General features: G+C 36.8%; 13 protein-coding genes and 4 tRNA genes. 15 read left to right on the top strand and 2 right to left on the bottom strand.

The window, feature by feature from the left end; genetic code table 11:
• Positions 1-217 precede the first annotated feature (217 nt).
• The 4 genes from ACZDYH_RS26910 (at position 218) to uvsE (ending at position 5,705) form a co-directional block, all read left to right on the top strand.
• Positions 218-1,303: a D-alanine--D-alanine ligase gene (locus ACZDYH_RS26910; protein WP_016124207.1), complete on the top strand. Its 1,086-nt coding sequence runs from the start codon at positions 218-220 to the stop codon at positions 1,301-1,303.
• 62 nt (positions 1,304-1,365) lie between these two features.
• Positions 1,366-2,742, top strand: coding sequence for a UDP-N-acetylmuramoyl-tripeptide--D-alanyl-D-alanine ligase (gene murF / locus ACZDYH_RS26915; RefSeq protein WP_000595957.1), 1,377 nt, complete (start codon positions 1,366-1,368; stop codon positions 2,740-2,742).
• A gap of 305 nt (positions 2,743-3,047) precedes the next feature.
• Complete coding sequence (gene cshA, locus ACZDYH_RS26920; RefSeq protein WP_000206585.1) at positions 3,048-4,649, top strand: degradosome RNA helicase CshA; 1,602 nt, start codon at positions 3,048-3,050, stop codon at positions 4,647-4,649.
• A gap of 93 nt (positions 4,650-4,742) precedes the next feature.
• Positions 4,743-5,705: a UV DNA damage repair endonuclease UvsE gene (gene uvsE / locus ACZDYH_RS26925; RefSeq protein WP_000961166.1), complete on the top strand. Its 963-nt coding sequence runs from the start codon at positions 4,743-4,745 to the stop codon at positions 5,703-5,705.
• Here uvsE and ACZDYH_RS26930 read toward each other — a convergent pair.
• A complete protein-coding gene (locus ACZDYH_RS26930; RefSeq protein WP_000908523.1) occupies positions 5,698-6,270 on the bottom strand; it encodes a rhomboid family intramembrane serine protease in 573 nt (190 codons plus the stop codon). The two genes, uvsE and ACZDYH_RS26930, sit on opposite strands and share 8 nt — an antisense overlap.
• Before the next feature lie 93 nt (positions 6,271-6,363).
• Between ACZDYH_RS26930 and acpS the strand changes: the two genes are divergently transcribed.
• The 6 genes from acpS (at position 6,364) to ACZDYH_RS26960 (ending at position 12,304) form a co-directional block, all read left to right on the top strand.
• Positions 6,364-6,723, top strand: coding sequence for a holo-ACP synthase (gene acpS, locus ACZDYH_RS26935; RefSeq protein ID WP_000583415.1), 360 nt, complete (start codon positions 6,364-6,366; stop codon positions 6,721-6,723).
• A 156-nt stretch (positions 6,724-6,879) separates the two neighbouring features.
• On the top strand, positions 6,880-7,830 hold the full coding sequence (locus ACZDYH_RS26940; RefSeq protein ID WP_434714550.1) for a LolA family protein: 951 nt from the start codon (positions 6,880-6,882) through the stop codon (positions 7,828-7,830).
• A 117-nt stretch (positions 7,831-7,947) separates the two neighbouring features.
• Positions 7,948-9,117, top strand: a complete 1,170-nt coding sequence (gene alr, locus ACZDYH_RS26945; RefSeq protein ID WP_000390615.1) for an alanine racemase — start codon at positions 7,948-7,950, stop codon at positions 9,115-9,117.
• Between the two features lie 308 nt (positions 9,118-9,425).
• On the top strand, positions 9,426-9,713 hold the full coding sequence (locus ACZDYH_RS26950; RefSeq protein WP_000004570.1) for an antitoxin EndoAI: 288 nt from the start codon (positions 9,426-9,428) through the stop codon (positions 9,711-9,713).
• A gap of 4 nt (positions 9,714-9,717) precedes the next feature.
• A complete protein-coding gene (gene ndoA, locus ACZDYH_RS26955; RefSeq protein ID WP_000635965.1) occupies positions 9,718-10,068 on the top strand; it encodes a type II toxin-antitoxin system endoribonuclease NdoA in 351 nt (116 codons plus the stop codon).
• 67 nt (positions 10,069-10,135) lie between these two features.
• On the top strand, positions 10,136-12,304 hold the full coding sequence (locus tag ACZDYH_RS26960; protein ID WP_016124211.1) for a Tex family protein: 2,169 nt from the start codon (positions 10,136-10,138) through the stop codon (positions 12,302-12,304).
• Between the two features lie 57 nt (positions 12,305-12,361).
• Here the strand turns inward: ACZDYH_RS26960 and cmpA are convergent, their stop codons facing one another.
• Positions 12,362-12,478 carry a cortex morphogenetic protein CmpA gene (gene cmpA / locus ACZDYH_RS26965; RefSeq protein WP_001143642.1) on the bottom strand — a complete coding sequence of 39 codons (117 nt, stop codon included), beginning with the start codon at positions 12,476-12,478 and terminating at the stop codon, positions 12,362-12,364.
• A 195-nt stretch (positions 12,479-12,673) separates the two neighbouring features.
• Here cmpA and ACZDYH_RS26970 point away from each other — a divergent pair, with 195 nt between their 5' ends.
• The 5 genes from ACZDYH_RS26970 (at position 12,674) to ACZDYH_RS26990 (ending at position 13,577) form a co-directional block, all read left to right on the top strand.
• Positions 12,674-13,132 (top strand): SprT family protein, encoded by a 459-nt coding sequence (locus ACZDYH_RS26970; RefSeq protein ID WP_088363519.1) that lies wholly within the window; start codon positions 12,674-12,676, stop codon positions 13,130-13,132.
• A 113-nt stretch (positions 13,133-13,245) separates the two neighbouring features.
• A tRNA-Asn gene (locus tag ACZDYH_RS26975) sits at positions 13,246-13,320 on the top strand.
• 3 nt (positions 13,321-13,323) lie between these two features.
• Positions 13,324-13,414 (top strand) — tRNA-Ser (locus ACZDYH_RS26980).
• Between the two features lie 8 nt (positions 13,415-13,422).
• Positions 13,423-13,497 (top strand) — tRNA-Glu (locus ACZDYH_RS26985).
• Positions 13,498-13,501: 4 nt separating this feature from the next.
• Positions 13,502-13,577: transfer RNA gene (locus ACZDYH_RS26990), tRNA-Val, on the top strand.
• The last annotated feature ends 24 nt before the right edge of the window (positions 13,578-13,601 follow it).

Below are 13,601 nucleotides of genomic sequence, written 5' to 3' on the forward strand. Positions count from 1 at the left end.
CATACACAAAAAAGGGGATTTCTACATATTTTAGGTACATAACTAGATTAGATTGCCATTTTATTTTGTGTAGTTATATAGAAAATGAAATGAAAAACCAATAAGTGATGTTATTTAATTATTTATGGAAGTTACATTTTATTTCAAATAGGAACTACCTATTTTTATAAAAAGTGCTAAAATAGAAAAATGAAAACAATTGGTTAGGGTGATTTCATTGACGAAAATTAAATTAGGTTTATTATATGGTGGAAAATCAGCTGAGCATCAAGTTTCGCTACAGACGGCTCTTGCTGCTATTAAAGCGTTAAATCAAGATAAATTCGAGATTCATCCAATTTATATTACAGAACAAGGTCAATGGATACGTGGTGAGCGTATTGAAGGCGAAGTAACAGATGTTGAAGCTTTAAAAATGAGCGGTGCAGAAAATGCGATTTCTCCGTTATCATTAAGTACAGAAATTATCCCATCTGCAGCTTCTGAGGAGAACGCTATTGACGTTATTTTCCCATTACTACATGGACCAAACGGTGAAGATGGAACGGTTCAAGGACTATTAGAATTAATGAATATCCCTTATGTAGGAAATGGTGTTCTAGCATCATCTGCTGGTATGGATAAAGTTGTTATGAAAAACATCTTTGCAGAGGCTGGTTTAAAACAAGCAAAATATGCATCCTTCATTCGTAGTGCATGGGAAAAAAATCGTGAGGAAGCTTATTCTAAAGTAGAAGATAAGTTAGGATATCCTTGCTTCGTAAAACCAGCGAACCTTGGTTCAAGTGTTGGTATTAATAAGTGTAAAAATCGTGAAGAACTTGAGGATGCATTTGTAGAGGCATTCCAATTTGATCGCAAAATTATTGTAGAAGAAAATATTGTAGGTCGTGAAGTAGAAGTTGGGGTACTAGGTAATGATGAGCCGAAATGTTCAGTTGTAGGTGAAATCGTTCCGAAAAAGGACTTCTATGATTATAAGTCGAAATATATCGATGGTGATACGGCGCTAATTATTCCAGCTGAAATGACAGAAGAAGAATCTAATGTAATTAAGCGTGATGCGATTATTGCATTCCAATCATTAGACGGTGCAGGTTTAACGCGAGCTGATTTCTTCTTAACGAAAGATGGAGAAGTGTATATTAACGAAGTAAACACAATGCCAGGATTTACACCGTTCAGTATGTTCCCTCTATTATGGCAACATACTGGGTTACCGTATCCAGAATTAATCGAAGAGCTAATTCGTTTAGCGATTGAACGTCACGAAGAAAAACAAAAAATTAAATATACAATCTAACAAAAAAGGAGGAAGCACTATTCATAGGAATAGTGCTTCCTCTATGTAAGGAGCGTTTCTATATGATAAAGCGAATGTTAAAGCAAGTGGAACAGATGGTAAATGGTACTGAATTAGCAGAGCAATATGAGGGAATTACTATTCAAGGCGTGTCTATTGATACGAGAAAAATTGAAAAAGGAAACTTGTATGTTCCGATTCAAGGGGAGCGCTTCGATGGGCATGCTTTTGTAGATAAAGCTGTTGAAAATGGAGCTGTGGCTACATTATGGATGAAAGATGTAGCGAACCCACCTGAGAATCTTCCGGTTATTTTTGTAGAAGACACGCTATCGGCATTGCAAATGTTAGCGAAAAACTATCGCGATCAATTGGATGTTAAAGTTGTAGGTGTAACGGGTAGTAACGGTAAAACATCTACGAAAGATATTGTAACAAGTCTTCTTGCGACTAAATTCAAAGTGCAAAAAACAGAAGGGAACTTCAATAACCATATCGGATTACCTCTTACCATTTTAAACTTAGAAGAAAATACAGAAGTAGCAGTATTAGAGATGGGTATGTCAAGCCGAGGCGAAATTGAATTCTTATCTAAGTTAGCTCGTCCTAATGCAGCTATCATTACAAATATTGGTGAGGCACATTTAATGGATTTAGGATCTCGTGAGGCAATTGCTGAAGCGAAATTAGAAATTGTTACAGGATTACAAGAAGGTGGCGTGTTCGTATATAACGGAGATGAGCCTTTATTAACGAATCGTGTTCCTGGAATGAATTTAGCAGCAGAAACGGTTACGTTTGGTGATGCAAGAGCAAACGATTATTATCCAACGACTGTAACATTACAAGCAACTGGGACACATTTCAAAATGAATAGAGATGAAAATATTTCATTCTACTTACCGGTGTTAGGAAAACATAATGTGTATAATACACTTGCTTCAATGGCAATTGCGAAACATTTTGGTGTAACGTGGGAAGAGATGAAAGAAGGTTTAGTAACACTTCAAATGACGGGCATGCGTATGGAAATTGTGAAAACAAATAGTGGTTTAACAATTATCAACGATGCTTATAATGCAAGCCCGACGGCTATGGAAGCAGCATTCCATTTAATGAATGGTTTAGATGGTTTTGCTAAAAAAATCGTTGTGCTCGGTGATATGTTAGAACTTGGAGATCAAGAAGTACAGTTCCATTATGAGGTAGGAAAATTAATTGATCCAGCAAAAATCTCGCATGTATTCACATACGGTAGATTAGGGGCTCAAATTGCTGAAGGAGCGAAAATTAATTTCCCTAATGAACGTGTAAAGGCGTATGATAATAAAGAAGAGTTAGTAAAAGATTTACAAGCAGTAGTCGATGTGAAAGATGTTGTATTAATAAAAGCATCTCGCGGTATGAAATTAGAAGAAGTAATTACGATGTTGAAATAATTGGTGTATATAAATAGGGATGATAGTTACGAAAATAGAAGAAACTTATAATAAGCGCTTACAGTAAATATAAAAAAATAAAAGTGAAGAAAAAAACTCTGAATATGAAAATAAGGTAACAGTTGGGTTTGCTTTTTACACATACAAAACTTATAATTGATAAAGTGTAATAACGTTTAGAAGTATTTTCGTGAAGAATATACGCCCGTTTATATACGTGAGCATTCAGGAAAAGGGCTTTTCCGCAAATTCGGAAAACGCCTTTTTTTAAATGATAAGTATAGGATAGAAAAGGAGAAGTAACATTGACAACATTTCGAGAATTAGGATTAAGTGATTCTTTACTGCAATCTGTTGAAAGTATGGGCTTTGAAGAGGCTACACCAATTCAAGCTGAAACAATTCCACATGCATTGCAAGGTAAAGATATTATTGGGCAAGCGCAAACAGGTACAGGGAAAACAGCAGCATTCGGATTACCACTATTAGATAAAGTGGATACACATAAAGAATCGGTTCAAGGTATTGTTATCGCGCCAACGCGTGAATTAGCAATTCAAGTTGGAGAAGAATTATACAAAATTGGTAAGCATAAACGCGTTCGTATTTTACCAATTTATGGTGGTCAAGATATTAACCGCCAAATTCGTGCTCTAAAAAAACACCCACACATTATTGTTGGTACGCCGGGTCGTATTTTAGATCATATTAACCGTAAAACACTTCGTCTGCAAAACGTAGAGACAGTTGTTCTTGACGAAGCGGATGAAATGTTAAACATGGGCTTCATTGAAGACATTGAAGCAATTTTAACAGATGTGCCAGAAACACATCAAACATTACTATTCTCAGCGACAATGCCGGATCCAATCCGCCGTATTGCTGAGCGTTTCATGACTGAGCCTCAACACATTAAAGTAAAAGCAAAAGAAGTAACAATGCCAAACATTCAGCAGTTCTATTTAGAAGTGCAAGAAAAGAAAAAGTTTGACGTGTTAACACGCTTATTAGATATTCAATCTCCAGAGCTTGCAATCGTATTCGGTCGTACAAAGCGTCGTGTTGATGAATTATCAGAAGCATTAAACTTACGTGGTTATGCTGCAGAAGGTATTCACGGTGATTTAACTCAGGCGAAACGTATGTCTGTATTACGTAAATTTAAAGAAGGTTCTATTGAAGTTCTTGTTGCAACAGACGTTGCTGCACGTGGTCTTGATATTTCAGGCGTAACGCACGTATATAACTTCGATATTCCACAAGATCCAGAATCATACGTTCACCGTATCGGTCGTACTGGTCGTGCAGGTAAAAAAGGTATTGCAATGCTATTTGTAACACCACGTGAATCAGGACAATTAAAAAATATCGAGCGTACAACAAAACGTAAAATGGACCGTATGGATGCACCGACACTTGACGAGGCATTAGAAGGTCAACAACGTTTAATCGCTGAAAAGCTTCAAAGCACAATTGAAAATGAAAACTTAGCATACTACAAGCGTATTGCAGAAGAAATGTTAGAAGAAAATGACTCTGTAACAGTAGTAGCTGCTGCTTTAAAAATGATGACTAAAGAGCCGGATACAACTCCGATCGCTTTAACATCAGAACCACCTGTTGTTTCAAGAGGCGGCGGTTCTAAAAAACGCGGCGGTAACGGAGGCGGATACCGTGATGGTAACCGTAATCGTAGTCGTGATGCACGCGGCGGTGGCGATGGACGTAATCGTGACCGTAACCGTGATGGACGTAATCGTGACGGAAACCGTGATCGCAATCGTGATGGTAACCGCGATCGTAATCGTGATGGTGGTAGTCGTGGTCGTAGAGGTGAAGGCCAAGGTCGCCCTGGTTCTTCAAATGGACGCGGCGAAAGAAAACATCATAGCCGTCCACAAGCTTAATAAAAAAGAGAATGCCCTTTGCGGGCATTCTCTTTTTTTATTTCTATAATTGTGCATACTACATAATAGTTATGATAGAAAAGGGGCTGTTATATGCTTGTAAGGCTTGGTTACGTTGCGATGAGTGTACATTTGAAGAATGCATCTCCATCTCAAACGATGACGTATGCACAGTTTCAGAAATTAGATGATCGTGATGCTGCAATTCGTAAGCTTGAAAGAATTGCTAATTCCAATTTAGAAAATTGTTTACGTTTATTAAAGCATAATAAAGGACATGACATATCTTTCTTTCGGCTCAGTTCAAAGCTCATTCCTTTAGCGAATCATGAGGAATTGCTAGAGTGGAACTATATTCGTCCGTTAAAAGAAAATTTAAAAAAACTAGGTGAATATGCAGTTCATATGAATATGAGAATTGATTTCCATCCAGATCATTTTGTTGTACTAAATTCACCTGAGGAGAGTGTTTTTAAACAATCTGTAAAAACATTGCAGATGCACAAAAAATTATTAAAAGGCATGGGGATTGAACATAAGCAACGATGTGTACTGCATGTTGGAGGAGGATATAAAGATAAAGAACTTGCATTAGAGCGCTTTATAGAGAATTGGTCGAATGTCCCAAGGGGTATTCAAGAAATGATTATATTAGAAAATGATGATACAACCTTTACGTTAGAGGAAACATTATATTTAGGAGAAAAATTAGATATTCCCGTCGTATTTGACTTGCATCACCATATGATGAATAATGAGCAAGAAGATTGGTATGAAGATTGGGCACGTGTTGTTCATACGTGGGAAACGTCTTTGTTGCCGATTAAAATGCATATCTCTAGCCCTAGAGAGGGAAAAGATCCAAGAGCTCATGCAGATTATATTAATGTAGACGCATTTTTATCTTTTTTAAGAAGGATAAAGGGAAGTGTTCCGCAAATTGATTGTATGATTGAGGCGAAGATGAAGGATGAGTCTTTATTTCAATTAATGAGAGATTTAAGTGAACAAGTAGATGTAGAAATTATCGATGGTGCAAGCTTTTATATTAAATAAGCTTTGCACCATCGTTTTTTTTTGTTAAAAAAGGGGTTAAAATGCCACCGGTTATTAAACCTGTTAAATGACTGATCGGATTGGCAGAAGGGTTAAAGAAAGTAAATAGCAGTAATAGAAGTATCATAATTGAGAAAATGGCAATTTCTTTTGGTTTTGAAGAGCGGTATCGATTGTACAATAAAAATAACTGTGCACCTAATAGTCCGAAAATACCACCTGATGCACCTGCGTGAATATATTCAAGCGGCATAATAATATAAGAAGAAATATTTCCAGAAATTCCAGAGAGAAAAAATAGAATAAAAAAAGAAAAGTGTCCGAGTTGCTTCTCGATAGAAGAACCAAGAGCAAACAAAAAAATACTATTAGAAAGAAAATGTTGTAAGTCTACGTGTACGAGAAGAGAAGTTATGACACGCCACCATTCTCCTTTCGCGATATATTCATTAGAGGCTGCCAGTGGTAAGAGAAAAAAGTCGCCTAATATCATCATGACTAAATGAATAAGCAGTAAGGTAAGAATAGTCGGTTGTAAAGAAATATGAGTGGATCTTATTAGCATACGGTTACTATCACCCCTTTTGCATCAGAAAGATTCTCTGTTATTCTTATCAATATGAAAGAAGAAAGTTAAATAGAAGAAGGGGATTTCGAAATGATTATAGGGATTGGTATCGATATTATTGAATTAAATCGTATTGAAAAAATGCTAGATGGAAAGCTTAAATTTATGGAACGTATTTTAACGGAAAATGAACGTAATGTTGCTATGGAGCTGAAAGGAAGTCGCCTTACAGAGTTTGTAGCTGGAAGGTTTGCAGCGAAAGAGGCGTATTCAAAAGCTGTAGGTACTGGTATCGGAAAAGAAGTGAGTTTTTTAGATATTGAAGTGAAAAATGATGAAAGAGGTAAGCCAATTCTGATTACAAGTACAGAGCATATTGTTCATTTATCAATTAGTCATAGTAAGGAATTTGCTGTTGCTCAAGTTGTTTTAGAAAGCTCGTCACGCTAGTCTGCATATTTTATATCTTTGTCTCATATATTTGAGGTAGCGATAAGGAAGGTACATCTTCCATTCATTTATAGGGGCAAAGGGGCTGAATTGATGAAAAGGCGTCTGTTTTTAGTTCTTGTCGGTTTGTTGACCGTTTTTGTGTTGGCGGGTTGTATGGAAAAGAAGCAAGAGGATGTCGTGAGAGATTTAGAATCAAAAGTAAAAGGGATGAAAAGTTATCAAGCTGAGGCAAAATTATCTATTAAAACAGGCAATGAGCCTCAAGAGTATAACGTAGAGATTTGGCATAAGGAACCGTCTTTTTATCGTGTGAATTTAAAAAATGCAAAAAAAGATCAGAGCCAAATTATTTTGAGAAATGAAGAAGGTGTATTTGTATTAACGCCAGCACTTAATAAGAGCTTCCGTTTTCAAAGTGATTGGCCGCAAAATAGTAGCCAGGCTTATTTATATGAATCACTTGTAAGAGATATTTTGCAGGACAAGAAAAACCTTACTTTTGAGAAAACAGATAAGTATTATATTTTTAAAACAAAAACAAACTATCAACATCAAAATATGTTGCCGAGACAAGAGATTACATTGAATAAGAGCGACTTGACTCCAGTTTCAGTGAAGTTAATGGATAATGATCAAAATGTTCTTGTGAAAGTAGATTTCTCTAAAGTGAAATTCGATGCGAAATTTGATAAAGGTGCATTTGATACGAAACAAAATATGTCTAGAGCGCAGGTAGATGTTCAAACAACAGCGAAAGAAGACAAACCGTTTGCTATTTTGTATCCATTTGATACACCACAAGGTATGACTCTGCAAGATGAAAAAGAGTTGAAGACAGACAGTGGCAAGCGTGCGATACTCACATACACTGGAAATAAGAAATCCTTTACTTTAATACAAGAAAAGGCAAAAGTTGCAGAGGCATCATCAGCGGTAAGTGTAAGTGGAGAACCAGTTGATCTTGGGTTTACGATTGGTGCATTAACAAAAGACTCTGTAACGTGGTCGCATAACGGAGTAGAATATATGCTCGTGTCTAAAGGTTTAGAGCCGAAGGAGCTGTTAATGGTTGCTCGTTCAGTTACAGCGAAGCAGGTGAAGTAAACTTCTTAGACGTGGTGATATATGTGCACCACGTCTTTTCTTAGTTTGAAGGTGGATTTCATAAAAGAAGCATATAAAAGAATAAGCTTCGCATATCGTGTATAAGGAAGTGTATTTATGGAAGAAGCACCATTTTACCGTGACACTTGGGTGGAAGTGGATTTAGATGCCATTTATAACAACGTTACACATATTAAAGAGTTCATCCCAAGTAATGTAGAGATTTTTGCTGTAGTTAAAGCAAACGCATATGGGCACGATTATGTACCGGTGGCTAAAACGGCATTAGAAGCAGGTGCAACAAGGTTAGCTGTTGCTTTTTTAGATGAGGCTTTAGTGCTTCGGAGGGCTGGTATTACTGAGCCGATTTTAGTGTTAGGTCCCTCGCCGCCGCGTGATGTAAATGTAGCTGCTGAAAATGATGTAGCGCTAACTGTTTTTCAAAAAGAATGGGTGGACGAAGCAATTAAACTTTGGGATGGTTCATCTGTAATGAAATTCCATATTAACTTTGATAGTGGTATGGGGAGAATTGGAATACGTGAAAGAAAAGAGCTAAAAGAATTTTTAAAGAGTTTAGAGGGTGCACCGTTTTTAGAGTTAGAAGGAGTATACACGCATTTTGCAACGGCAGATGAGGTTGAGACTTCGTATTTTGATAAGCAATATAACACGTTCTTAGAGCAGTTAAGTTGGTTGAAAGAATTCGGAGTGGATCCTAAGTTTGTTCATACAGCTAATAGTGCTGCGACGTTACGTTTTCAAGGGATTACATTTAATGCAGTGCGAATTGGGATTGCAATGTATGGATTATCTCCTTCTGTAGAAATACGTCCTTTTTTACCATTTGAATTAGAACCGGCGCTATCACTTCATACGAAAGTCGCTCATATTAAACAGGTAATTAAAGGTGATGGAATTAGTTATAATGTCACCTACCGAACGAAAACTGAAGAATGGATTGCGACTGTAGCGATTGGCTATGCAGATGGGTGGCTTAGAAGGTTACAAGGATTTGAAGTGCTTATAAATGGTAAAAGGGTACCGATTGTAGGGCGAGTAACAATGGATCAGTTCATGATTCATCTTCCTTGTGAAGTGCCACTTGGTACGAAAGTTACGCTTATTGGAAGGCAAGGAGATGAGTATATTAGCGCTACAGAGGTTGCGGAATACTCAGGGACTATTAATTATGAAATTATTGCAACGATCAGTTTCCGTGTGCCAAGAATATTTATACGGAATGGTAAGGTTGTAGAGATAATTAATTACTTGAACAATATATAGAAGGTAGTATGATTGCTTCTTGTCATTGGGGTGACTGTTCATTGCTGGATAATAAGCTCTTTTTGATGAGAAGTTTTTTACTTATAATCATTTTTTATATAAGTTGCACGTAAGTTTTGAAGAGGAGTTCTATTGTTTTTAGTGAGTTATGAGATAAAAAATTTAAGAAGATGAATGTTTTGTTTGTGAATTGGAAAACATAAGCAAGGAATAAGGAAGTCTTTGCAACAGGCTCCATACAATGGTATTATTACAATAGGTGTCATATATATATTTGGGTGTGTAGTTGACGGTGGAGGTGTATTTTTGTGTCCGAATCAAGTGTAACTACTGAAATCGTGGTTCGGTTGCCAAAGCAAATGGTAACGGAATTGGACGGAATTGGAAAACAAGAGAATAAGAATCGCCATGAACTAATTTGCCAGGCAACACAATTGTTATTGCGTCAACATAAGACGAAGAAACGCTACCAACATGAATCAATGCGACGTGGGTACATTGAAATGGGAAAAATTAATCTTGGTATTGCATCTGAAGCTTTCTTAGCAGAGTATGAAGCAGCTCATACAGTAGAACGCTTAGTTAGCGGGGGGTAATATTTTGATTGTAAAACGCGGCGACGTGTATTTTGCAGACCTTTCCCCAGTTGTTGGTTCTGAGCAAGGAGGCGTTCGTCCGGTTCTTGTCATTCAAAATGACATCGGAAATCGTTTTAGTCCAACGGTGATTGTAGCGGCTATTACTGCACAGATTCAAAAAGCGAAATTACCCACTCATGTGGAAATTGATGCGAAAAAGTATGGTTTTGAGAGAGATTCTGTTATTTTACTTGAGCAGATTCGAACAATCGATAAGCAACGCTTAACGGACAAAATCACTCATTTGGATGAAGTGATGATGAGTCGTGTAGATGAAGCGTTACAAATTAGTTTAGGACTAATAGATTTTTAAATCGGCAGTTTAAGTTGCTCTCTTTGAAGGGCAACTTTTTTTATTATAGAGGAGGTTACGGTTGTATATGGAAATGGTAGGTAATCGACAAGCGTTAATGAAAATGTTAGTGAAAGAATTAGGCTTTACCGAAAAGCAAGTTCGTCATGTTATTCAATTAACAGAAGAAGGTAACACAGTTCCATTTATTGCTCGTTACCGAAAAGAATGGACAGGCTCTTTAGATGAGGTGCAAATTCGTACGATTTTAGAGAGATGGCAATATATGATGCAACTTGAAGATAGGAAGGAAGAAGTTCTTCGTCTTATTGATGAGAAGGGGAAACTGACAGAAGAGCTACGACAGCAAATTGTTAAAGCTACAAAGTTGCAAGAAGTAGAAGATCTATATCGTCCATATAAAGAGAAAAGAAGAACGAAAGCGACAATTGCTAAAGAAAAAGGATTAGAACCATTAGCTGAATGGTTATTGTTATATAAGAAAGAAGATCCGGCTAAAAAGGCAGTGGAATTTATTAATGTAGAGAAAGAAGTGCAATCTGCAGAAGAAGCTTTACAAGGTGCACAAGACATTATTGCAGAAATGGTTTCAGATGAAGCTGCGTATCGTAGTTGGATTCGAAATGTTACTTTTAGAAAAGGTGTTATGTCTTCGTCCGTGAAAGATGAAGAAAAAGATGAAAAGAATATATATGAAATGTATTACAGTTATGAAGAACCATTGCAAAAAGTAGTACCACATCGTGTATTAGCAATGAATCGTGGCGAGAAAGAAGATATATTGAGAGTTGCTGTTGTTCCGCCAGTAGATGAGATAGTAACTTTCTTAAATAAGAAAGTAATTCGTGATAACGATTCGAAAAGTGCACATTATGTACAATTAGCGATTGAAGATGGTTATAAACGATTAATTCAATCTTCAATCGAAAGAGAGATTCGTAAAGAATTAACAGAAACAGCTGAAGAACAAGCAATACATATTTTCTCTGAGAACTTACGTAACTTATTATTACAACCTCCGATGAAAGGGAAAGTCGTGCTAGCGGTAGATCCGGCATATAGAACTGGTTGTAAATTGTCTGTAGTAGATGATACGGGGAAAGTACTACATATCGATGTTATTTATCCGCATCCACCTGTTCGTAAATATGATGATGCAAAAACGAAAGTTCTTTCTATTATAGATAAATATCAAGTTGAAATGATTGCAATTGGTAATGGGACAGCATCTAGAGAAACAGAAGAGTTTATAGTAGATGTATTACAAAGTGTGAACCGAGATGTCTTTTATATTATTGTAAATGAAGCGGGTGCTAGTGTATATTCAGCTTCTGATTTAGCCCGTGAGGAATTCCCAAATTTACAAGTTGAAGAGAGAAGTGCCGTTTCTATTGGGAGACGTCTGCAAGATCCACTTGCTGAACTTGTGAAAATTGATCCTAAATCAGTTGGGGTTGGACAATACCAACATGATGTATCTCAAAAGAGACTGAATGAGTCATTAACATTTGTAGTAGAAACAGCTGTTAACCAAGTTGGGGTTAATGTAAATACGGCTTCGGTTGCATTGTTACAATATGTTTCAGGTTTATCGAAAACTGTTGCGAAAAATATTGTGGCAAAGAGAGAAGAAGATGGGAAATTCACGAAGCGCACGGAATTAAAGAAAATCCCACGTTTAGGTGCAAAGACGTATGAACAATGTATAGGTTTCTTACGTATACTAGAAGGAGCGAATCCATTAGATCGAACAGGTATTCATCCAGAGCAATATAAAAATGTTGAATTATTATTGAAGAGTCTAGGGTTATCGATAGATGACGTAGGACAACCGCAATTACAAAAGAGATTGGAAGAAGTAGAGATTTCTAAGTTATCTCAAGAAACAGGAGTTGGGGAGCCGACGTTAGTTGATATTATAGATGCACTTATTAGTCCAGAACGCGATATGAGGGATGAGTTGCCTAAACCACTTCTGAAAAAAGGGATTTTGAAATTAGAAGATTTAAAACGTGGCATGGAATTAGAAGGAACAGTTCGTAACGTTGTTGATTTTGGTGCTTTTGTTGATGTTGGCGTAAAGCAAGATGGTTTAGTACATATTTCTAAACTTAGCAAACAGTTTGTAAAGCATCCGTTAGATGTTGTATCAGTAGGGCAAATTGTAAAAGTATGGGTAGATGATATTGATACAAAAAAAGGACGCGTTGCACTATCTATGTTGCCGATTGAATAGTAAGAGAAGAGAGCAGATGAAACTGCTCTTTTTTTATGGAATAAAAAGTGTAATGGATTATGAGCTTTGATGTATTTTGCTATAATAAAACCAGCATTCATTTAATAACTTAATTTGATACCGGTTTTTTTCGAAATATGCACGTTGCATTTGTTTTTTTAGCCACGTAGGCATAGGAATCCCTCCTTGTTTAATCCTGCTCTCAAAAATCTAAAATGCTATTTATGAGAGGTTGGTGAGTGGATTTCTATTCATGTTTTGTTTTTAGAAACCACGCTTCTTACATGAGGATGGGTATATGTACTATTTAATATATGTATAAGAAGGGAGAAAAGTGTAAAAATATTTTTTTGTTTAGGAGGAATGAGAGTGGATGAGCAAGAAATTCAGCGACTAGTGGAAGAAGTATCACTACAATACTTTGAGATGCCGTTCTTACATAAAGCAGTGTTTAATAATAGATTACGTACAACTGGTGGGCGTTATTTATTGAAGAGTCATAATATCGAATTGAATTATCGATATTACGAAGTGTATGGTGAAGAAGAGTTAGTCGGGATTATTAAACATGAGCTTTGTCATTATCACTTACATATTGCAGGAAGAGGGTATAAGCACAGGGACAGGGATTTTCGTGAGTTGTTAAAGAAAGTTGATGCACCACGTTTTTGTAAACGAATGATTAATGAAGAGAAGGAAAAAAAGATTTATAAGTATGAATGTATGGAGTGTTCAATTCAATATGTAAGAAGGCGTCAAATAAATACAAAAAGATATGTCTGTGGAAAGTGTAAAGGGAAACTCAAACCGATATCGAAAACATCTTGACAGTAAAAACGCAATCCAGTATATTATAAACATGTCACGTTTGAACAAGATGTTGTTAAAAACTTCTTGACTTACAGAGAGAATTTTTATAAGATACAAATTGTCTTCATTATTCCGCAGTAGCTCAGTGGTAGAGCTATCGGCTGTTAACCGATCGGTCGTAGGTTCGAGTCCTACCTGCGGAGCCATACAGAGAAGTACCCAAGTGGCTCAAGGGGCTCCCCTGCTAAGGGAGTAGATCGCTAACGCGGTGCGAGGGTTCGAATCCCTTCTTCTCTGCCATACATATTGGCCCGTTGGTCAAGTGGTTAAGACACCGCCCTTTCACGGCGGTAACACGGGTTCGAATCCCGTACGGGTCACCACTTCGGAGGATTAGCTCAGCTGGGAGAGCACCTGCCTTACAAGCAGGGGGTCGGCGGTTCGATCCCGTCATCCTCCACCATATAATTTTATATGAATAGTATTG

Source organism: Bacillus sp. EB V-12, assembly GCF_056158125.1.

Bases quoted from the DNA above. Each gene is read 5' to 3' on its own strand.
- murF (WP_000595957.1), top strand. From the start codon at position 1,366: ATGATAAAGCGAATGTTAAAGCAAGTGGAACAGATGGTAAATGGTACT.
- uvsE (WP_000961166.1), top strand. From the start codon at position 4,743: ATGCTTGTAAGGCTTGGTTACGTTGCGATGAGTGTACATTTGAAGAAT.
- ACZDYH_RS26930 (WP_000908523.1), bottom strand. From the start codon at position 6,270: ATGCTAATAAGATCCACTCATATTTCTTTACAACCGACTATTCTTACC.
- acpS (WP_000583415.1), top strand. From the start codon at position 6,364: ATGATTATAGGGATTGGTATCGATATTATTGAATTAAATCGTATTGAA.
- ACZDYH_RS26940 (WP_434714550.1), top strand. From the start codon at position 6,880: ATGGAAAAGAAGCAAGAGGATGTCGTGAGAGATTTAGAATCAAAAGTA.
- alr (WP_000390615.1), top strand. From the start codon at position 7,948: ATGGAAGAAGCACCATTTTACCGTGACACTTGGGTGGAAGTGGATTTA.
- ACZDYH_RS26960 (WP_016124211.1), top strand. From the start codon at position 10,136: ATGGAAATGGTAGGTAATCGACAAGCGTTAATGAAAATGTTAGTGAAA.
- cmpA (WP_001143642.1), bottom strand. From the start codon at position 12,478: ATGCCTACGTGGCTAAAAAAACAAATGCAACGTGCATATTTCGAAAAA.